The sequence below is a fragment of the Brevibacillus sp. SIMBA_040 genome (genome assembly GCF_046535075.1).
Classification (GTDB): Bacteria; Bacillota; Bacilli; order Brevibacillales; family Brevibacillaceae; genus Brevibacillus.
Window position 1 is genome coordinate 70,020 of sequence record NZ_JAWRXI010000009.1, and the last position, 18,824, is coordinate 88,843.

General features: G+C 45.6%; 24 protein-coding genes. 6 read left to right on the forward strand and 18 right to left on the reverse strand.

Features of this window, described 5'->3' with window-relative positions; genetic code table 11:
- Positions 1–4: 4 nt before the first annotated feature.
- The 4 genes from SB752_RS16305 to SB752_RS16320 all read left to right on the forward strand — a co-directional run bounded on the left by SB752_RS16305 (position 5) and on the right by SB752_RS16320 (position 4,042).
- Positions 5–367, forward strand: coding sequence for a response regulator transcription factor (locus SB752_RS16305; RefSeq protein ID WP_410716675.1), 363 nt, complete (start codon positions 5–7; stop codon positions 365–367).
- On the forward strand, positions 364–3,252 hold the full coding sequence (locus SB752_RS16310) for an ATP-binding protein (protein WP_410716676.1): 2,889 nt from the start codon (positions 364–366) through the stop codon (positions 3,250–3,252). The genes SB752_RS16305 and SB752_RS16310 overlap by 4 nt, the downstream gene beginning before the upstream one ends.
- A gap of 187 nt (positions 3,253–3,439) precedes the next feature.
- Positions 3,440–3,649, forward strand: a complete 210-nt coding sequence (locus tag SB752_RS16315) for a cold-shock protein (RefSeq protein WP_410716677.1) — start codon at positions 3,440–3,442, stop codon at positions 3,647–3,649.
- A gap of 84 nt (positions 3,650–3,733) precedes the next feature.
- Entirely contained in the window at positions 3,734–4,042 is a 309-nt protein-coding gene (locus SB752_RS16320) for a hypothetical protein (RefSeq protein WP_289137897.1), read from the forward strand.
- 41 nt (positions 4,043–4,083) lie between these two features.
- Here SB752_RS16320 and SB752_RS16325 read toward each other — a convergent pair whose 3' ends face one another.
- The 3 genes from SB752_RS16325 to SB752_RS16335 form a co-directional block, all read right to left on the reverse strand.
- Complete coding sequence (locus tag SB752_RS16325) at positions 4,084–5,181, reverse strand: histidine kinase N-terminal domain-containing protein (RefSeq protein WP_410716678.1); 1,098 nt, start codon at positions 5,179–5,181, stop codon at positions 4,084–4,086.
- 330 nt (positions 5,182–5,511) lie between these two features.
- Positions 5,512–6,366 (reverse strand): hypothetical protein, encoded by an 855-nt coding sequence (locus SB752_RS16330; RefSeq protein ID WP_410716679.1) that lies wholly within the window; start codon positions 6,364–6,366, stop codon positions 5,512–5,514.
- Positions 6,347–6,823: an alpha-helical endospore appendage domain-containing protein gene (locus SB752_RS16335; protein WP_410716680.1), complete on the reverse strand. Its 477-nt coding sequence runs from the start codon at positions 6,821–6,823 to the stop codon at positions 6,347–6,349. Before SB752_RS16335 ends, SB752_RS16330 begins: the two co-directional genes overlap by 20 nt.
- A 507-nt stretch (positions 6,824–7,330) precedes the next feature.
- Here SB752_RS16335 and SB752_RS16340 point away from each other — a divergent pair.
- On the forward strand, positions 7,331–7,834 hold the full coding sequence (locus tag SB752_RS16340; RefSeq protein ID WP_410716681.1) for a S4 domain-containing protein: 504 nt from the start codon (positions 7,331–7,333) through the stop codon (positions 7,832–7,834).
- A gap of 65 nt (positions 7,835–7,899) precedes the next feature.
- On the opposite strand, the gene SB752_RS16345 is transcribed toward SB752_RS16340, so the two are convergent.
- The 3 genes from SB752_RS16345 to SB752_RS16355 form a co-directional block, all read right to left on the reverse strand.
- On the reverse strand, positions 7,900–8,739 hold the full coding sequence (locus SB752_RS16345; RefSeq protein WP_410716682.1) for an N-acetylmuramoyl-L-alanine amidase: 840 nt from the start codon (positions 8,737–8,739) through the stop codon (positions 7,900–7,902).
- Positions 8,740–9,201, reverse strand: a complete 462-nt coding sequence (locus SB752_RS16350; RefSeq protein WP_410716683.1) for a phage holin family protein — start codon at positions 9,199–9,201, stop codon at positions 8,740–8,742.
- A 136-nt stretch (positions 9,202–9,337) separates the two neighbouring features.
- The gene (locus SB752_RS16355; RefSeq protein WP_410716684.1) at positions 9,338–9,589 is read right to left on the reverse strand and encodes a hypothetical protein; all 252 of its coding nucleotides are present in this window, start codon (positions 9,587–9,589) and stop codon (positions 9,338–9,340) included.
- Between SB752_RS16355 and SB752_RS16360 the strand changes: the two genes are divergently transcribed.
- Positions 9,590–9,769, forward strand: a complete 180-nt coding sequence (locus SB752_RS16360; protein WP_410716685.1) for a hypothetical protein — start codon at positions 9,590–9,592, stop codon at positions 9,767–9,769. It begins immediately after the preceding gene.
- 63 nt (positions 9,770–9,832) lie between these two features.
- Here SB752_RS16360 and SB752_RS16365 read toward each other — a convergent pair whose 3' ends face one another.
- From SB752_RS16365 to SB752_RS16420, 12 genes are read right to left on the reverse strand one after another with little or no spacing between them, the layout of a single operon-like run.
- Positions 9,833–9,961: a CD1375 family protein gene (locus SB752_RS16365; RefSeq protein WP_410716686.1), complete on the reverse strand. Its 129-nt coding sequence runs from the start codon at positions 9,959–9,961 to the stop codon at positions 9,833–9,835.
- Between the two features lie 39 nt (positions 9,962–10,000).
- Positions 10,001–10,204: a hypothetical protein gene (locus SB752_RS16370; protein WP_410716687.1), complete on the reverse strand. Its 204-nt coding sequence runs from the start codon at positions 10,202–10,204 to the stop codon at positions 10,001–10,003.
- The gene (locus SB752_RS16375) at positions 10,201–11,886 is read right to left on the reverse strand and encodes an Ig-like domain-containing protein (protein WP_410716688.1); all 1,686 of its coding nucleotides are present in this window, start codon (positions 11,884–11,886) and stop codon (positions 10,201–10,203) included. The genes SB752_RS16370 and SB752_RS16375 overlap by 4 nt, the downstream gene beginning before the upstream one ends.
- 53 nt (positions 11,887–11,939) lie before the next feature.
- A complete protein-coding gene (locus SB752_RS16380; protein WP_410716689.1) occupies positions 11,940–12,212 on the reverse strand; it encodes a hypothetical protein in 273 nt (90 codons plus the stop codon).
- The gene (locus SB752_RS16385) at positions 12,212–12,526 is read right to left on the reverse strand and encodes a hypothetical protein (protein ID WP_410716690.1); all 315 of its coding nucleotides are present in this window, start codon (positions 12,524–12,526) and stop codon (positions 12,212–12,214) included. Before SB752_RS16385 ends, SB752_RS16380 begins: the two co-directional genes overlap by 1 nt.
- Positions 12,526–13,098, reverse strand: coding sequence for a hypothetical protein (locus SB752_RS16390; protein ID WP_410716691.1), 573 nt, complete (start codon positions 13,096–13,098; stop codon positions 12,526–12,528). Before SB752_RS16390 ends, SB752_RS16385 begins: the two co-directional genes overlap by 1 nt.
- Positions 13,095–13,910, reverse strand: coding sequence for a baseplate J/gp47 family protein (locus SB752_RS16395; RefSeq protein WP_410716692.1), 816 nt, complete (start codon positions 13,908–13,910; stop codon positions 13,095–13,097). The genes SB752_RS16390 and SB752_RS16395 overlap by 4 nt, the downstream gene beginning before the upstream one ends.
- The gene (locus tag SB752_RS16400; RefSeq protein WP_410716693.1) at positions 13,898–14,332 is read right to left on the reverse strand and encodes a DUF2634 domain-containing protein; all 435 of its coding nucleotides are present in this window, start codon (positions 14,330–14,332) and stop codon (positions 13,898–13,900) included. The genes SB752_RS16395 and SB752_RS16400 overlap by 13 nt, the downstream gene beginning before the upstream one ends.
- Positions 14,332–14,580 (reverse strand): hypothetical protein, encoded by a 249-nt coding sequence (locus SB752_RS16405; protein ID WP_410716694.1) that lies wholly within the window; start codon positions 14,578–14,580, stop codon positions 14,332–14,334. The genes SB752_RS16400 and SB752_RS16405 overlap by 1 nt, the downstream gene beginning before the upstream one ends.
- A gap of 1 nt (position 14,581) precedes the next feature.
- The gene (locus SB752_RS16410; RefSeq protein WP_410716695.1) at positions 14,582–15,535 is read right to left on the reverse strand and encodes an XkdQ/YqbQ family protein; all 954 of its coding nucleotides are present in this window, start codon (positions 15,533–15,535) and stop codon (positions 14,582–14,584) included.
- Positions 15,536–15,554: 19 nt separating this feature from the next.
- Positions 15,555–16,145 (reverse strand): hypothetical protein, encoded by a 591-nt coding sequence (locus SB752_RS16415; protein ID WP_410716696.1) that lies wholly within the window; start codon positions 16,143–16,145, stop codon positions 15,555–15,557.
- The gene (locus SB752_RS16420; protein WP_410716697.1) at positions 16,142–18,685 is read right to left on the reverse strand and encodes a phage tail tape measure protein; all 2,544 of its coding nucleotides are present in this window, start codon (positions 18,683–18,685) and stop codon (positions 16,142–16,144) included. Before SB752_RS16420 ends, SB752_RS16415 begins: the two co-directional genes overlap by 4 nt.
- Positions 18,686–18,824 lie beyond the last annotated feature (139 nt).

Consider the following 18,824-nt stretch of genomic DNA (forward strand, 5'->3'; position numbering starts at 1 on the left):
AAAGATGGCAACCATACTGTTAGCGGAAGACGAAGCGGTATTGCGCATGTTGATTGGCGATACCCTCGAGGACGAAGGATACCATTTGGATATCGCTTGCGACGGAGAAGAAGCCTTGCAAAAAATCGGTCAAAACGAGTACGACCTGATCATATTGGATTACATGATGCCCAAGCTGACTGGATATGATGTCTTGACCCAGGTTAAGAAAATGCCAGAAAAGCAGGCAGTGAAAATCTTGATCCTCTCCGCCAAAAGCCAGCATACCGAACAGGAAAAGATGCGGGCTGCCGGAGCCGACGATTTCATGCCGAAGCCATTTAGTCCGAGCGATCTGGTTCGCAAAGTGGAGGAAATGCTTACATGAATGACCTTCGACAGATCCTGAGGAAGAGCATCACGCGGCGTTATACGGCTATGATGCTCTTGTTCCTCTCCCTGGTCATCGCTGGAGCGGCAATCGTTCTGTCTTTGAATTACAAAGCGTTTAGCGAATATCAGACGACATTGAAAGAATCCAGGCAAAAACAGGATTTGATTGTTGAGATTAAAGAGCACACAAATCAGATCATTTTTCGCGCTAGAGGCTACTACGCTTTTTTAAGTCCATTTGAATACAATGAACTTTTTAATGAGAAACAGAAATTAGAGCAATCATTACATGCATTTAAAAAGCTTCCGTTGAGCAGTGAGGAACAAAATCTCGTTACCTCCATTGAGAACTTTTTCAATAACTTTTTTACCAACGTGTTCCCTACCGCTTCTAAATATGCACAAACCGGAGATTATGAGGCGCTCCGCAAGTTCTCCTCCAGCGGCTTGAATCAAGAGGTCAACAATCTGATTTTTTACGCTACCAAGTATTCCAAAGAGAGCGAAAATACGCTGATACAGGAGAATCGCCTCTTATTTGAAGATTTGACCCGACAGAGCTCCTGGTTCATTTTGTACATTCTCATGGTCCTCGCCATTTCGCTCTGGGTGAGCATACGAATGACCAAGGATATTGGCAGTCCTTTGGTAAGTCTCGCTGCGGAAGCTGATCGCTTCGCGCAAGGTCATACCGCACAGCTTCCTGATCTGGATCGTCTGGACGAAATCGGCAAGCTCACCCGCTCGCTCGACTTTTTAATGAAGCAGATCCAGTCCAAGGAAGAAATCCTCATGGCGCAAAACGAGGAGCTGCTCGCTCAGCAGGATGAGCTGATGGTGCAGCAGGAAGACCTCCAAGAAGCTCTCGCCAAAATGGAGATCAATGAGCGCTATCTTGAAAAACGCAATCACCTCGTCCAATCACTATCCAATACATTGGATAAACGAGAGCTTTTGTCGAGCATCATACGCAACACCACTGAGGTCATGGATGCAGACAAGGGCGTTATCGTTTTGTTGAATGCAGAGCAAGATGTCGCTGGCTTTGGCGTTTCATCTACTGGCGTAGATCAGCTATTGCGCGGTCTTGCAGATGGCCCGCTTGTGCGGATACAGGAAACCAAAGAACCCTATGTCCTTTTGTGTGAGAGCACAGTAGGAGAACAAGGCTACCTGGAGGAAGTCTCTCATACGTCTGTTCTCTACCTGCCTGTGTTGAATGCAGTACAGGAAGTGGTCGCCTGCATGATTCTTTCTCGCTTTGGCCGCAAAATCGCAGAGCAGGATCAGCTTCTGGCCATCGGTCTCGCCAAGCAAATCTCGTTGGCTTTAGACAAGCTAGCCATGTATGAAGAAACAGAAAAGCAGCGTCAAATGACACAAGATATGCTCGATACTGTTCAGGAAGGCGTGCAGCTTGTTCATTTAAACGGTGTTACTCTGCAGGTGAATCGTACCTTCTGTGAGTTATTGGACTACAACAGCCTAAGCGAGCTGCAAGGGCATCATCTCGATCATTTCTTCTCTCATCTGAAAGATCATACTCGCGATTCTGATCGCTTGATTCAGTACATCCATTCTGTTGTTATGGAAGAAGGCGAATTACCTTCTGGCAGTCTCATGTTCGAATTGAATCACCCGCAAACCCGGTATATTCAGCTATACGCTGAGCCTTTATACCGTCATCAGGAAAAATGGAGTACACTCCTCGTCTACCGGGATATTACCAAAGAGTACGAGATTGACCAGATGAAATCAGAGTTTGTCAGCACGGTCAGCCATGAGCTGCGCACACCGCTTGCCAGTGTCCTCGGTTTTGCCGAGCTTTTACTGAATAAAGAATTGAAGCCGGAACGTCAGCAGCGCTACATGACCGCGATTTATCAGGAGGCAAAGCGACTCACCTCCCTGATTAACGACTTTTTGGACTTGCAGCGTATGGAGTCTGGTCGCCAAACCTATGAAATCGAAAAAGTAGCGATTGACCAGCTGATTCGCGAGGTATTCGGCTCTTATCGCATTCAATCCCCCGCTCACACGTTCCAGCTTGATTTGCAAACAGAGCAGACCACTATTTTGGGAGACCGGGATAAATTGCGCCAAGTGCTCGTGAATTTAATCAGCAATGCTGTGAAATACTCGCCAAAAGGCGGCCGTATCCGCGTTATCTGTCGTGAAGAGGACAAGCAATTGCTCGTAGACATTCAGGATGAGGGTTTGGGAATACCGGCGGAGGCCATTCCGCATTTGTTCACCAAGTTTTACCGCGTCGATAATTCAGATCGCCGTGAAATTGGTGGAACAGGACTTGGGCTTGCGATCGTACAAGAGATCGTGAACATTCACCACGGAGAAATTGCGGTTACTTCAGAATCTGGCCAGGGCAGTACGTTTACTGTCTCCTTGCCATTGCCTGAAGAGCCTTTTGCAGTGACAAGCTCTGAGCGCACGGACAATCCTCACGCTTCCTCTGGTCAATCTAATGGACAAGTCGTGATCATTGAGGATGATGTGAACCTGTCTGAGCTTTTGCGCGATGAGCTGATCGGTTCCGGGTTTACTGTCTACTCCTTTTCTAAAGCCGCTGAAGCCATGGAGACGATAGAAAAGCTGCGCCCCGATGCCGTTGTGCTCGACCTTGTTTTACAGGATGGTGATGATGGCTGGAAGGTGATCCAAACCATGCAGGAAAATCCAGAGCTGCGGACAATCCCGATCGTCATCTCCAGTGCATTCGAGGAAAAGAAAAAGGCATTCGAGCTCGGTGCCAAAGGCTATTTGATCAAGCCCTATCATCCCGATACGCTGTCAAAGGCGATCTTGCTCGCGATTACCAGCAATGAATCTAACGGACAGATCCTCATCCCCGATCAAGAATAAGCTTTTCTTTTGAATGGAAGAAAAAGGCAACGAAGTCAGACTTCCGTTGCCTTTTTGCCGCAAACGATGAACAGACAAGATATGTTATTTTTGGCAAGCAAGAAAATACTTGGTATAAATATGTCAAATTCATCATACATTAATAGAGGTTATTACGTGCACGATGCCCCGCAAAGGAGGAGTTTTTATGTATTTCTCTAAAAAAGCAATCGTTCCAATCGAAGAAGAGGAAACAGATGTATGGATGTGCAGCAATGATGGCTGTACGTGCTGGATGAGAGATAACTTTTCCTTTGATGCAAGCCCTAACTGCCCCTTTTGCCAGTCCGAAATGGTAAAAGATACGCGCATGCTCCCCGTTCTTACCAATCACAACCACCAGAAAAAAACTCCGTAAATGCTCAGCTTCTTTTTTCTTGCGGGTATTCGCCCTCTTGCCTACAATTAGCTCATGGCAGACGATAGGTAGAGGAGCGTAGTTATGAATCGAAAAGAAATGGAAGAACAAGTGATTCAGGCTTACCAGCGAGATGAAGGCATGATGATTCTTGTGTTCGCCCAGTGGTGCGTCAATCACGATCTGGATGCACAAGCTTTGTATCGACAGGCATATCCCGCTCAATCCGACAATCCCTTGCTCACGCAAATGCTGGAAAACACCGTTCCCAAAAACGAGGCGGAAGAGATTCCAGACACCACATTGCTTGGCGTATTGTCCTTGTTCGGTAACGATGACCTGGCCTTTGTCGTTCACGAAGTCATCGAGCAACGAAAACAAAATAAAGAGTAATGAACAAAAGTCACACCAAGACGTGTGGCTTTTTTCTATTTCTATTGGAGAAATTCCATGTAAAACACCGTGCGATTCTCGGAAGACTCGCAGGATATGGTTCCTCCATGCTTCTCAATGATTTCTTTGCAAACATACAGGCCAATACCCGTCCCTAATTCCTTGGTTGTGAAAAAGGGCTCGAAAATAACCGTTTGCAAATCAAGAGGAATCGGCAAACCATTATTTGCAATCGTAATGATCGCTGCCCCCTCTTTTTGATAGGCATCAATCACAATCTCCTTGTCCCCCACCGTTTTTTGGAGAGCATCCAGCGCATTTGAGATGATGTTAATAAATACCTGCTTAATCTCGTCCTTGTACCCATCCAATGTGAGTTGTGGATCGATGCTGCATTTCATATTTGCATTTACATCTACGATATTCGGATATAAAAACGCAAGGATTTCCTCAAAAAGAATTTTCATATGAAAGAGCTCTTTTGACTTATATACCGCTCCCTTTTTGGAGACGAGCAAAAATTGAGACACGCGATAACTCAATTGGTACAGTTCATTCTCGATAATATCGACATACGGCAAAGAAGGAAAATCTTCTTTGAGCAATTTGGAAAATCCAATAATCGAGGTCAGCGGGTTACGAAATTCGTGTACAAAGCTAGCAGCCATTTGCCCCAAAATCGTTAGTCTGTCCTTATGGGATCGCTCAATAAAAATCTTTTTTTCTTCCAGGTCGCTATCCTTCATTGACGTGTATTGTGAAACAGCGTGGACCAGGAAAATGTCAAAGCACTCATTGATCTTAATCAGAGCCGGTACCAGCGTTGAGGGTGAAAATGGGCCTTTTTGGAGCAAGTCAAAAACTAACTGCCTTCCCAAGCAAACGTTGAATACAAAGTCACCAATGTTAATTTCTGCTTGGTTTCGCTCATGCGCCACCTTGTAAGCCAAATGCTTTATATCCTCTTGGGAGATCCTGTCACCCAAATATCCCACGACCAATCGATACATAGCCTGTCCATTTAAATGAATCATTCCCCGATATTGGTCATGTTCGGCTACGACGATCTGCTTCCTAAACTCCTCTACGACTTCTGCCTCGTGATTCTCCAAAAAGAATGTTAAGTCATCCAATGGCATCTGTTTCCACTCCGAGTGATTAGGCATAGGCATTTCGATCATATTATACTATTAACTGATAGAATTAACTAAATATTTTCACTTATCAACAAACATGTTTTCCCCTCCACCGTATCCTGGTTTGCATAAGGCAAGACTCTCTTATACGAACTTCCTTTCAACGTTATTCTCCCGATAGAATAAGAAAACCTCTATCGAGGCCTCCTCAAGGAGGAGCGACCGCGTTTTTGCGGATCGTTATTCTTGCTAAATCAGGATGCAGATACGTGAAGTTTATACTTTCTGATTTAGTAACAAAAAAAAACTGCCCTGAAGCAGCCTACTATTTCCTCACCGACCTTTTTTATGATGTCCAAAAACTTTTTCGTTAAGCCAAGGCTCAGGTAGTGGGGGCTCCGCTTGGAAAAACACCTGTGCTGAGGTCTGGGGGACACTGTAGTACTCTAATAAACGGGTTAAAGCTTTATTTAGATTACTTATTAAATCTTTTGATAAAAAGGGCACCTTTGCCATTTGAGCCTCCAGTTTTTTCACGGAGGCAAGCAGAGAAGAATGTATCTCTTTTAGCGATGTATCCACCGCAGCATCTTGATCTTGATCAAGCGTTGTCAGCAGGCTGTGTTTTTGGCCCAGTAAGCGCAAGACGTCCTCAACTTTGTGTAGGGTAAGGAGAGCCTCTTTCTCAACTATGCCCCCACGAGTCACCAGAGAAGGGCTCTGTTGCAACTTGCTCATCAATTGGCATACCAGCTGGATTTTAGCCTCTGCCAAGGCATAAGCAGCCATGACTGTCTGACGCTTTGCCTCCACGAAAGTATGAGGAATGCCTTCGTTATTTCCCGATTTGTACCTGACCAACCAGTAAGGAAAGATCCCCTTCTGTCTAGTTTGAGTGATCCAGTGATACATGATCATTGTTTCCAACGCACGATTTGACGCTTCCAGCCAGCTCACGAGCAGTTGGTACGAATACGGTGTTATTTCACTGTTTATCAACATCAAGCAGGTATTGGTTTGCACGGCCTGGCATTTTATTAGGACGGCCAATGCTTGTTCCAAAGCCACCGTGGAATCCACTAAACGGGCAAATCCTGAAGGTTGCTCATCACCCCCCATCAACTTTGCCCGCTTAATCATATCTTCATATTGATGATCACTAGAAAGGTCAAGTAGCTTCGTCTTCATCTACTGCAACTCCCTCATCAGCCACGAAACCCTTTTCTTCTATTTCATCTACTGCAACTCCCTCATCAACCCCGAAGCTCTTCCCTTCCATTTCTTCTACTGAAACTCCCTCATCAACCACGGGGCTCTTCCCTTGCATTTCATCTACTTCAACTCCCTCATCAACCACGGGGCTCTTCCCTTCCATTTCCAGAATATGATCCAACTTGAATTGAAGCAGGATCTGCTTACTGATCATATTGCGGACCATTCGCTCCATGCTTCGATTCAGGCGAAGCATGTCATCCAGGCTTACATCATCCCTCTCCAGCAGTTGCTGAATCTTATCGCCCTCCGCGTTCATTATGTGGGATATGCTAATCTCCTCCATGGCAATGGAGGTTAACAAAAGATGAATAACTTCCTCCCGTTTAAGCGTAATGCGAGGTGTTACATCCGGTATATTATGTAAAGACATTTTATGACAACCTCCATTTCATGAAGTTTGAGCAAAGATAAAGCATATAGGATAACGCCACAGGACGATCACTCGCAAGCCGTCGTTGTACAAGAAGGCGGTTTTATCACGGAACTTACTTTTATCATCCTATTTCTCACATTATCTTTTTATGATGTATGAGCGCCATTTTTTAAATCGATTGGATAAACACGCATTATATGGTATATTCTTCTTATGTCTATTTGGATGGAAAGGTACGGTACCTAACGTATGCCAACTATAACTTTGTAATGGCCTAAAAAACTGGATAGTCTTGCCCTGGAAAAACACGTCGTTTTTTCATACAGGTGCAGTCTGCCCTTTTTTCCCATTACAAAGGAACGTAACGAAATCTGTAGGTGTAGATTCGTGCGGAGATCCTCTTTGGGGAGTCTCCTTTTTTATTGCTAAAAAACCGCTCTACTTCTACAGGACATCCAAATAGCAGGTGCGTTCCTTTCACTTTTCGAAGAGGTGAAGGATACCATGCTGACGACCTGGCATACGTGGATATTAAAAGAAAACAATCTGGATCGAGAAGTACTGCGCTATTGCAGCAATTGTGGGCGAACGGTTCCGTTTTTTGACACTATGATCCGCCGTCATAACTCAAACGGGAAAAATGTCTATCGTTTCGCCATTTATAAATGTGTGAAGAACCATACATGGAATGAAAAATTGGCTACCTATAAAGCATACACAGATCATCGAGAGGTGCTGGTTACGGAGACGATCGAGCCGCAAATAGAGCTCCCCCGCCTCCCTCTCCAGCAATATCAGGAAAATGGAATACAGGAAATAACCATCCTGATCGAACATGTAGAGGGACGATTCCGCATCGACAAGCTCCTCGCAGAGAGAATCGACGGCTGGAGTCGCAATAAAGTTATCCACAGAATCAGAGAAGGACATATTCTCGTGAACCAACAGCAAATAAAACCTGGGTTCACACTGAGTGCACAGGATATCATTTTGATTCACATACAATAAAACCGTGCTAGATGCTGGAAACCCGAAAAGTCGCAGAAATGTCTGCGGCTTTTTTGTGTTGACCTTTACTCTTTCCTCAAAATGACCATTTTCCGCTGGCCATCCCATTCAACGTGAAGCCCCAGCAAAGTGGCCAGCTCCCTCGTCGCAGCGTACGAAATTCCTTTTTCATTCATGTAAGTAATCTCTCGTCCATTCACTGTTACTGTTTTTGTTTCAGGCTCCCAGCCGACTACTCCCCCCACTGCCTCAGTAACGGCTCGTACAGGCACATACGATACCCCATTGATGACGAAACCATCGGCAGCTAGCGTTACCTGAACCGAGCACTTATCCACATTGCCTTGTGGTTTTTGTGGATAAGCTGTGAGCAACCTGTGGACATCCTGTTGAAACTTCGCCCAAGCCTCTGCTGCTCTGGTTCCTGTATATTTTCGGGCATAATCATCGCCTACAAAAAAGGCAGGACAATTCTTTCCCGTAATGTCATAATGGCGCCACAGCTGCTCCATACCCCATCCGTACCTTTTCAAAATAGAGGCAGTTAGCTGCACCGTACGCTGATACATCACTTGGAAGCTGCCGTCCTCATTTACGCACATCTCGATCCCAATCGTACAGTTATTCGGATAGGTGCTAAGCTTTGCTAGTGCCATAGGCTTGTAGACTTTTGCCCCGACATGATAACCCATTTCATTTTCCGGGAGACAGCGAATGATCTGAGTGTCATCCACGATATAATGGGCGCTCGCTTCCGTAGTAGGATTGTTAAAGTAGTTGCGATTTGCGAGGGCATCCGCCCCTCTACGTTCATTGGCCGTCCAATGGATGACGACTCCCTTTGGCGTTATTTTGGTTCGCGGGCGCGATCTTGGGTTTGTTAACAGCATTTCAGTAATTTGCATTTATGAGCGAGGCTCCTTTCGCTGGGCTCGTTCTGTTTTCGCCTTGATCTCTGCACTCACCAGCCGCTCAATCGATTTTGGCATCGGCCAGCCAGCTCGGTGTGCATTGGCAGTCAGACTCGTCCATGTGTGGTAGATCAGCGCGAATGTCACGCCATAAAAGAGAAATCCTGGAGTGCCCATCACCCGGTCCAGCAAATTTCCAACTGCCGGCAATGCCATGATAAACAACGTTCGCGGAATCCTAGCCAATCCATACTCGGACGAATAAGATAAATCCTTTTTCGAGGCCGAGACTCCTGTAATCCAATCAAGCGCGATCATAAAAAAGAGCACGACCAGGATGTCCTGCCGGTTCGTGCCATAAAAATAGTGAAAGACGGATGACACGAGTGCACCCGTTGTTGCCGCCCATCCGTTCGCCGGAGTCGCGATGCTATCCAAGCTGTGTAAAAACTTCATGCACGTATCTCCTCCTCACCCCCTCGGGGGAAAAATAAGAGGGAGAGCCTTTTAGACCCTCCCTCTGTGTGATGGTACAAAAAATTCCCTAGAATGAGTTCCAGAGAAGCCAAAATGGGTGTACTGCCGTGATGGATTACAACGTGAGATTAAAGTAATAGACCCATGCATGAGCAGGATACTCTGCGTCAGAATTGTCTACCGCATACACTGCCAGCTTCTCGGAGTTTGCAGGTACGTCTACTTGCGTGAATGTATACTCGTACAGTGAGCCTTTGGGAATCGATGTCATGAGTGTTCTCATATTCGATTGACTCACAAAGTATACATGGTACTCTTTGACCTCTGTTTCATCAGAAGCCCCGTCCCACGTCAGGATTCCATTCACTTGAATATCATCGTTGTTCAGGTCATTGTAGAACAGGTTTTGAGCTGTTGGTATGCTATTCTCGACTTTGTCCCCTTCTCTCTATTGGAGGGCTTCGTTCGAGCCTACACCGTGCGGGCGATTTTCATCGCACACGGCGTTCCATCAACGGGAATGATCGGAATTTTACAATGGGCATAAGTAGTATAAGCCCTTGGTGAGAGATTCGTAAGATATTAAAAGGTGGATAGTGGAGGTTTTTCTTTATCCTCCCACATTTGTTTCCAGCTCTAGCAAATCCAGTTGATTTTTGACTGCCGTTTTCAGGTTTTCTGGAACCTGTTCGAACGTACGGCGACCGTTCGTGATCAGTTTCACGTAGATTTCAACCACGAGTTCCTCCCCTTTCATTCTCTTATATATCGTTAGGAATTATGGGCCAGATGGAGGTTTATTCATCTGTTCCTTTAGAGACTGCAGCTCCTCGTAAACCTGTGCCATAGCCTCCATGATGAGCAAATTTTCCACTTTTGCTTCTGCGAGAGCGTTTTCTAGTTGTGTGATTTTTTCAGCGTCCTTCCCTTTTTGCTGCAAGCGGATTTGCGAAATGGGAGCTGCGTTAGTCATCGTCATCAATCGAATGCACCTCCATATCCGTTCAGCTTTACACGCTCTGTAACTGTTCCTTTGGCGATTGTTACCCAGAGGTTGATGCACCATGCCTCAGCCGTCTTTATTTCGTTGGTGAAAAGATATCCTCTCCCACCTCTTACCGCTCCTGTCGCATCCTCCCACGTTGGAGATACATCCAAGGCATTATTACATACCTTGACACTTTCAATTACTGCTCCTGTTGGTAAATACTTATCCAAGGTAAGCAGAACACGCTCAGGCTTGCCATCGAGACGGAAGTGAGTGCGTACATTTGGATTGGCTAGATTAAGCATAAATTCGATGTGCGTCTCCGTACGAGTGAATGTGTAGATACGCTCAGAGTATAGGCCCATGCTATCTGTTGCTCGCACTTTCAGTTGATGGGCAACATCTAAATCCAGTCGAATCCACGCATCGTGATCAATAGTTAATGAATACTTTTGTCCTGCAGCTCCTAGAAAAGAACGTAGCTGTTTTCCGTTGAGATACTCGGTAAAGGTGAATGAATGACCTTCTGGATCAGTTGCAGAGTACTCTAATGCAGGTGGTATCTTGATTAACCCCAGATTCGTATTCGTGCCGCTAATGACAGGTGGGCGGTTCCAAATGACTCGGAATTTACGCGTGAGTTCTGCGCTTTTACCTCCCTGGTCGTCTTCTGCCCAGACGGTAAGAGTATGGTCTGTATTCTCTGCAAGGTCTGCACCTGTTACGTCTGCAGCTCCATCATAAATTCGTTTTGTGCGATACGACAAGGTTCGGTCAAAAGAAATAGGCGTGCTTCCGTTTGATACGCCAGATTGCAACGCCTTAATAGGGCCTGTATTGATTTTGTATTTGATTGTAATGACATTACCGTTGTCGCTGTCGGATGCGGAGCCCTGCAGTTGGAATGCGTTTCCTTCTGTCAGTGCTTGATTATCAGTTGGCTTTGTAATCGTGACAGTTGGATTCGCATTAGTAGAGTAATCGACAGTAACTGTGTACTGATAGTAATTATCGTATGTCCGAGTATCTACAGCTGGTTTTGTAACATAACCTTCATATCTATAAACTCGGGTATCAGATTCAGGGCGAGTCACTGATCCTGTATATTGATACGTAGGTTCCGTCACCTCATAAATATATCTTTGATTTAATGTGGGGTTTGTTGGTGCGGGGTAAGTCGCAATTGTAGAAGTTGAACTTAAACCACCCCAACTGAGTTTTCCTGTATACCCGCCACTATTATATAAAATAGGGTCATAAATGTTAGTATCGCTTGAGGCAAAGGAGTTCCCATTATTTTCCCATGAAGTGCCATTCCATTTTTTATAATAATTCATTCGAAAACCCTTATACTGAGAAACCGTTTTCGTGTCAGCAGGCGTATAACTACCTGATGCAACATACTGCGTCAATGTTCCACCATATCCGCCAGAGTTATAACTCGCAGAGGTTTGACCAGTGACGAATTTTGTATCTGCCTCGGTATAACTTCCTCCTGTCTGCACTCTTCTCGTTATTGACCCATTTGTCAGAGTGAAACTAATTGTATTTCCATTGACAGAGTACGATACGTTACCCGAGCTGACTTTCACACTTAGCACAGATTTCAAGTTTGGTATCGTCCAGGTATGGGTTTGACTTCGTGAGGTACTCTCTGGAAAAGTATTATTCGGCATCTCTGTCACCTCCTGTAATGGTTATAGTCACATTGCTCGCTATCAATCATTCGTTAAACCTCCAACCGACTCTGCGCCTGATTGTAATACCCGCGTATCACCCGAATGGAATCAATCGTGGACAAATCATCATTGAAATTGTTGTGAATGAAATTATCCGGCAGTGTTGCTTCGAGTGTGTTCAAGCGGTTCTTCAAATTGGAAACATCGGCTTGCAGTAAAGCAATCAGCAAGTGAGCATCCAAAATCCCTTGCTCCCAGCGGTTAATATCGTGCTCTGTAACAGGTGTGTCCTGCTGCCAGTCCATTTTTGCCTGATAGGCCATTAATGTCCCTCCTTCACTTGTATAACAAACGATACAGATAAAAAATGCGCTTCGCTTTGCACAATGTTAGTGTCTTTTTCAGCTACGATTACTCCCTCAGCCGTTTTTAGCTTCAGGTTCTTAATAACTGGAACGGCGGTAATCTGCTCGGCCTTAATTTGTAGCGCGATCGACTGCTGTACGTCAATAATAGGATGTGACGTTATAACGGTAGCTCGAACTGGTACATTTACACTGTCATTAATCACCATACTGCCTTCCTTCACTCGATTAAGCAGGTCATCTCTGACTAAAGTCATATACTCTTGGTGCATCAGATAACCACCTCCTTGCTTTGCTTGATCGGCGTCATGCCAACCCGAAACTCTTTGACCATATGGTATCGTTTCAGACCGACTACTACCTTGCTCATCAATTCCATAACGGTACTTGTTGTGGGTTCCAATCCCACCCCGTTGCAATGAACAGGTCGGATTTTTTCCACTGATGACACAGCATGCCGTATATCGAACTGATCCTCGATCGGATAGACGTAACGGATCAACTTGTTGGGAAAGTCCTCGATCATCTCGACTTTCTTTCCTTCTGAAGAAGCGATCCCGATTGCTCGCAATACTTCAGGTGCAAAACCGAGATATGCCCAATGCTGCTGCTGAATATTTTTTCGTCGTTGCGTCAGACTAGAAGACTGCTTCTTGCCAAAGTAAATCCAATCCCAATAATCAAGCCCCCATGTGGCGGATAATGGAAATAATTGTTGCCTGAGCTCGTCCCGCTTTTTTGCATAGTGATCAACAGGTGTAGCAGCACCTTCGAAGTGATACTCTGCCACATGGTTTTCATACCAGTATGGGGGAAGCATTTTTCTGTATCTCTCTAAAATCATGGCGTCACCACCAGATTGAGCATGGCCACTGCATCCCCATCGACTGTTACATTAGCTGTCCCGCCATTTAATGTGTAGCTCGTAAAATCGAGTACTCCGTCTACGAAAAAAAGCGATCCCATCTGTTGATAGACGATCCGAGAGCGTCCTTGCAAATAGGCGTTGATCTGGCTCGTAATGGCATCCTTTACCCGATTGATGACCGCACCTTCTCGCAGGACAAGCTTTACTGTGATATCAATCTCAAATATCTTGGCAGGCAATACCTTTAAATCATGCAATGCCCGCCGTTTTTCCTTCAGCCTTAACTCCACTTGTTGCGCCAGCTCAGCACTTGCTGGCTGCCTTTGAGAGTCCGTAATATATACGTCGATAGACAAGTCGTGGCGTGCTTTTTCGATGGCAGTGGCGTCTCCAACACCGTCAATATCTCTCGCCCAGCGCTCATAGTCGCCGCGTCGTCCATCCCCTTCTTCTGAGCGAGCCCTCTCGATCAGTCGTTTCCGGTAATCCTCGTCTACTTCTTCTTTCTTTCGAGGAAGACCTAAGAATACTCCATGGGCATCTAAAAACTCTTCATCTGCCCAAGGCAAGAACCCCTGTAAAAAGGCGTATTCCAAAAGCTGCTGCTGCTCACTAATTTCCTCAGCCAAAGGATAGAGCAAATCATAAAAGATTTCTCCTTCCTCTGTCGCTGGCGGTGTTTCTCCTTTTTGCTCAGCTAAAAGCTTCATCCTATTCGCCATTCGCTGATAGATCTGATCCGGCATCTCTCGCAAAATCGGCATTTTCGGTTTCTCTAGCGTTGCCATACGTCCACCTCCATTCTCGTTTCACCTCGTGTTCCTGTAATCTCCACATGAAAAATGACCCGGCTTCCCTCAAACCGAATATCACTGACCTCTGCTCGCTCAATTTCACTATGAGCTTCCAATGCTTCCTCAGCTTGAACTTTGACCACCGCCAAGGATATCCCTGACCGCATCCGTCCTCTGTCCGTTAAAAAGTCAACGCCATAGCGTTCGGAATAGATTGAGTAACGAAAGCGTCGCGTATTAAGAATTTTTTTAGTAGCCTCTTCCAAATATTGCGCGTAAGTTTCTGTACGCAAATATCTGCCATCTGGCCCCTGTCTCATTTGCTTGGTATCCCAATCAAATTTGTACGTCCATGGAATCGACATGTTTGTTTGGGAAGCCATAATCTCCTCTGTACCTTGTAGCAGGGGAAACATTATTCCACCACCCCAAGCAGAAGGTATTGGTCATTCGTGCACCGAAGTAGGGCTACTTTTTTGCCTACGTCTTCCTGCCTCAAAAAAGCGGAGCGCAGTGTTGCCAGCTCATATTGCTCCAGGGGAGTAGGGTCTTCGTCTAATTTCACGGATAACGGGGTTAAAGACAAAAGCTGCCCGAACTCTCCACGAGTGTTTTGCAAGCCGTCCTGCGCATATCCTCTGAGTTTTGCAATGACTGAATGCATCTTACACCCTCCTTTCCAATTGGAGATCCATCGTGTACAAACCACCCTTCCAGCGGGCTTGACAATTGGTCACAATCCAATCGGTTATTGTTTTGTTGTCCTTTTCCATGATCTTAATCAGCCAGCCCGCTCGAAGCCTTGCAGCATTTTCATCCTCGTGCCTGGTCGTAATGGAGCGTGTCTTCGGGATTTTGGATAGCTCGGCTAACTGCTTAGCAGCCAGGGCAGACACATTTTTGTCTTCCCCCGCGTCAATCACCTTTTGCATTTGCCCAATTTCCTTGACCAACGTATCATTCGATTTGGTCGCGCTGCTCGCGATTTGCTCCTCTTTATAACGCTCTGCTGTGACTACTGTGTAAACCTCCTCGATGCTCTCGCCTGTGGAGCTGCTGGTAAGCATGCTCGCCTTGAACATGGGGATCATGCGATTTTTGCCTTCTGGAAGGACAGTCAGCTTGTCACGCTCGTACTGGACGAAATAGCGAATCCCTGTTTTCTCATAAGCCTGGTCTGTTAGCGAAGTAAAGAGAGCAGTATACGATTGGGGTGAAACTCGCTCCTTTGTCACAAATCCAAAAGCGGGGCAAGTAAAGCTAATTCCAGCTCCCTTGATAATACGCGCAAGCTCAGAACCAGCATCGCCATCCAGCTTGATTCTGGAGATTTCATTTTTTTGCAAATACCAGCCGAGCTCATAGGCTGTCGCTGACAGGTCGCCCGTTTGATCATCGCGATCGAAACGTACGAGCGGTCCATGGAAGAACTGCTGTGCAACCTTTAGTTCTGAGCCAGTGAAGAGCATCAAAAAGCCCGCCGATTTAAGTGGCGGGCCATCCTTTATTTTCACATCACAATTCTGAGCAATTTGTCCCCGCGCTGAGGACCAGGACAGCTCCGTAACGGCTGGAGTCAGGTCATAGCGGGTTTGTTCTTTACCGTAAATGACTTTCATTCCATCAACTCCGTTACATTTAGTATGCGTGTTCCAGTTTTTTCTTGATGATTGCTTCTTTTCCTTTTACTTCCTCTTCTGTAGAAGGGTTTTCAGATTTCGAATTTTGTCTTTGGGTTTTCTTTGATACCTTGCCGCTCGTATTTGGCCTTGCAGGCTGCTGTTTTGTAATAATCGTACTTGGACTGAGCAGCTGTGTTTGATTGCTCCACGTGATGAACTCATTCTTTTCAAACAGTGGAAACTCGATAAAACCGTGGAAATCAACATTTTTTCCCTGAAACTTGCCATCGCATGGACCGATGAGTACAACCCATGCCAAATCCAGCTCATCTATTGTCAAAAGTACCTCTGTACCTGTTAAACGCTCCAGTCCCGCAAGCCACGATATTGGCCCTTGATATCCTTCAACCTCAATGAAGGGAGCACCGCTATCTCCCGGAAGAAAGAAGTCAAAAGAGATAGACTTGGGACGTCTTGCAGAAATGCGATTTTCTGTCGATAGCGTAATGGACGTGATGCTCTCCGTATCATTGCCATAGCCTCGAAACTGAATTTCAGCAGGTGTGACCGGAAATGTCAGCCTATATTTGCCTTGCAAGCGAATCAAACAGTCACACCTCCTCTGGTTTCTAGTGCATCTAGCAATGATTTTTCGATGATGTTTTTGATTGTTTGACCTACCGATGGGTCACTTAGCATTCTTAGCATTGTAGGAATATCCTGCAAAACACCTTCCGCATGAAGCGGGATGGTAATTTGCGGAATCGTGAGTGAAATGGGCTGTGACTTTGCTTGCTGACCACTGACGGGTGACTGATCTGGTACAGGCGGGCCCGCTGGCATGCCTTGGAGAAGGTTTTGTTTCATTTCCTTGGAAAGTGGGCGCCTCGGCATTGGAACTGTTGTTGGCGGTTCATCTTGCCACAGTGATTTGATCCCGTCAAATGCTGCACTCCCAGCCATCGAACCACCAAATCCACCGATCAGGCCACCAATAACGCCTCCAATTGCGGTACCAAGCACAGGAACAACAGATCCGATCGCTGCCCCGGCTGCCGCTCCAGCTGCTGCTCCACCCCAGCCTCCAAGTGCCTCTGCTCCTAATTGGGCTGCCGTTTCTAGCTTATTGTCCGATTGGGCAAAATCGACGAGGCCAAGTGCTTGTCCCAGAAAAGGTACTCTTCGAAATAGCCCTTTCACTCCACCTCTGAACCCGGAGATACCACTTTCTGCTTGGGAAAATCCGCTCTTGAGAGAGGATGAACCTCCACCGTGCGAGAAGCCATTTTTCCAAGAAGAGGAATTTCCTCCTTGTAAGCTAGGTTGGTGGCTTTTTCCCCCACTTCGATAGTTTTTCTGATTTTTCTTACTCTTATTGTTACCCGTTTTGTTTTGGCTCTTCGACTCGCCTTCACGAGAGAATGATTGTGGTGTTGAATCTGTTCCACCCGTATCAATACACGGAGTCTTTTTTCCTCTGTTTGTCCACTTCGTTTTTAATTTCGAAGGTAATTCTAGTATCGCCTTGTATATGTTTTGGGATATGGAGGTAAGCTTACTATTTGTTGAATTCCGGGTCTGTTGTTTTCCTGAAGTTGAGGTAGAACCTCCTGTATCAACGTCAGTCCCTTTTTTTCCCCAATTAGATACTTTCGTCTTTACATTAGAAGGAATTTCTCGTATTGCTTGGTAGATTAGTTTGAGTGACGATACAAATGCTCTTGTTGTGGAAATTGTAGTTGTTATAAGGCTAGTTGCTCCAATTACCCCTATGGTGATCAAAAGTGCATATCTTCCCCAATCTGGCCAACCATTAAAACCACCAGCCATGGAAGTAGCAAATCTTGATAAGCCAGTTAACACCCCGGATAGATCTTCTGTAACCTTTGAAAGCGTTTCTAATGCTGCCTGCTTTGCCAAAACTTGCTCTTTCATTAATGTAAAGTATTCGTTCTCTTTGGTAGCTACCTCGTAGGCCTTCTGCGCCTCATTCCCAACCTGCGGGCGGATCTCTCCTGTAGCAATTTTACCTGCAGCATCCAATAGCTTAGCAAATTCCTCAGGAATCTCCTTACCTGGTATTCCCCCCAGATTATAGAGAATCTTCTGTTGCGTACCCTTATCTTCAATTGAAGCGATGGCCATCATTACTTTACCTAGCGCAATTCGTTGTTCATCCTTATCTCCTGATGTTAGCGCAGTATTAATTCGCTTAGCCTCAACTTCGGCCATGCGCTGGGCTTCCTCCGGTTTTCGAGAACCCTGTCCTTCAAATTGAGTTTTGAGGATAGTAGTCAGTTCTTCCTGATTTGTAAGCCTAGTAACACTCTCTCGCAGAGCACCAAATGCCTTGTCATCGTTCAAAATCCCCAAATTTTTAATCTCAAACACCATAGCCGCCATTTTTTCCGGCGTATTAAGAAGTCTTCCATTCACTTCGCTGAACTCAACAATCGAACTAACAAACTTGCCGTTCATATCGCCAACCTTGTTGCTCATTTCTTGAATCGAGTTTGCTAACCGCGTAGCGTCATCAATACCAGTCCCCTCACGCATGGAAGCCATCATCCGTAAATGTTCTTCAGGTGAATATACCGTAGTAACGCTGAGCATTGCTGCTCGTTCTGCATATTTATCAGCATGTTCGGGATTGAGCTGTTCACTTCTTGAGATCAGTGCCATCGCTTGCGGTTTATTCAGATATGGATTAATATCCATGATTTTATTTGTGAGCTGATCGAAGTCCTGCATTTGCTTTTCTGTCTTCCCACTGGCTGCGTATAAACCTCGCTCTCTAGCCGCTGCCTTCGCCTCATCTACCATTCCTCCAAAAGAGGAGCCGATTGCAATCCCAGCAGCAGTACTAGCTAAACCTAAAAGCTGCTGCTTGAAAGCTCCAAGCTTACTAAAACCCTTTTCAATTAATTCGATACGCGGCGTTGCACTCAGGTTGTTCAGGTCATTGATTTCGGATCGTAAACCTTTCATGCTTCGTTTAAGGCGCTCCGTTTTTGACGAAAACTCACCAGTAATGCTACTTAGCTTTTTTTCCATATGAGCAAGGGCTTTAGTTGTATTACTAATTTCTTTACCTATTGCTTTAATTTCACTACTAGCCGCTTTAAAATTTCCTACATCCGTTGACACATGATTCACCTCCTGTCTTTCACTGAGGTCTTAATCCATCTTCAAATGTCAAAAGCAAGAAAAGCCCGAGGATCATCCCCCGGCCTTCTCTTCCTCTGACTCAATGATCTGACAAGCAAACAAAAACAGCTTTTGCTTG

What these genes read in the sequence shown, in the direction of transcription:
- SB752_RS16305 (WP_410716675.1), top strand. Translation starts at nt 5, where the DNA reads ATGGCAACCATACTGTTAGCGGAAGACGAAGCGGTATTGCGCATGTTG.
- SB752_RS16310 (WP_410716676.1), top strand. Translation starts at nt 364, where the DNA reads ATGAATGACCTTCGACAGATCCTGAGGAAGAGCATCACGCGGCGTTAT.
- SB752_RS16315 (WP_410716677.1), top strand. Translation starts at nt 3,440, where the DNA reads ATGTATTTCTCTAAAAAAGCAATCGTTCCAATCGAAGAAGAGGAAACA.
- SB752_RS16320 (WP_289137897.1), top strand. Translation starts at nt 3,734, where the DNA reads ATGAATCGAAAAGAAATGGAAGAACAAGTGATTCAGGCTTACCAGCGA.
- SB752_RS16325 (WP_410716678.1), bottom strand. Translation starts at nt 5,181, where the DNA reads ATGCCATTGGATGACTTAACATTCTTTTTGGAGAATCACGAGGCAGAA.
- SB752_RS16330 (WP_410716679.1), bottom strand. Translation starts at nt 6,366, where the DNA reads ATGAAGACGAAGCTACTTGACCTTTCTAGTGATCATCAATATGAAGAT.
- SB752_RS16335 (WP_410716680.1), bottom strand. Translation starts at nt 6,823, where the DNA reads ATGTCTTTACATAATATACCGGATGTAACACCTCGCATTACGCTTAAA.
- SB752_RS16340 (WP_410716681.1), top strand. Translation starts at nt 7,331, where the DNA reads ATGCTGACGACCTGGCATACGTGGATATTAAAAGAAAACAATCTGGAT.
- SB752_RS16345 (WP_410716682.1), bottom strand. Translation starts at nt 8,739, where the DNA reads ATGCAAATTACTGAAATGCTGTTAACAAACCCAAGATCGCGCCCGCGA.
- SB752_RS16350 (WP_410716683.1), bottom strand. Translation starts at nt 9,201, where the DNA reads ATGAAGTTTTTACACAGCTTGGATAGCATCGCGACTCCGGCGAACGGA.
- SB752_RS16375 (WP_410716688.1), bottom strand. Translation starts at nt 11,886, where the DNA reads ATGCCGAATAATACTTTTCCAGAGAGTACCTCACGAAGTCAAACCCAT.
- SB752_RS16380 (WP_410716689.1), bottom strand. Translation starts at nt 12,212, where the DNA reads ATGGCCTATCAGGCAAAAATGGACTGGCAGCAGGACACACCTGTTACA.
- SB752_RS16385 (WP_410716690.1), bottom strand. Translation starts at nt 12,526, where the DNA reads ATGCACCAAGAGTATATGACTTTAGTCAGAGATGACCTGCTTAATCGA.
- SB752_RS16390 (WP_410716691.1), bottom strand. Translation starts at nt 13,098, where the DNA reads ATGATTTTAGAGAGATACAGAAAAATGCTTCCCCCATACTGGTATGAA.
- SB752_RS16395 (WP_410716692.1), bottom strand. Translation starts at nt 13,910, where the DNA reads ATGGCAACGCTAGAGAAACCGAAAATGCCGATTTTGCGAGAGATGCCG.
- SB752_RS16400 (WP_410716693.1), bottom strand. Translation starts at nt 14,332, where the DNA reads ATGTTTCCCCTGCTACAAGGTACAGAGGAGATTATGGCTTCCCAAACA.
- SB752_RS16405 (WP_410716694.1), bottom strand. Translation starts at nt 14,580, where the DNA reads ATGCATTCAGTCATTGCAAAACTCAGAGGATATGCGCAGGACGGCTTG.
- SB752_RS16410 (WP_410716695.1), bottom strand. Translation starts at nt 15,535, where the DNA reads ATGAAAGTCATTTACGGTAAAGAACAAACCCGCTATGACCTGACTCCA.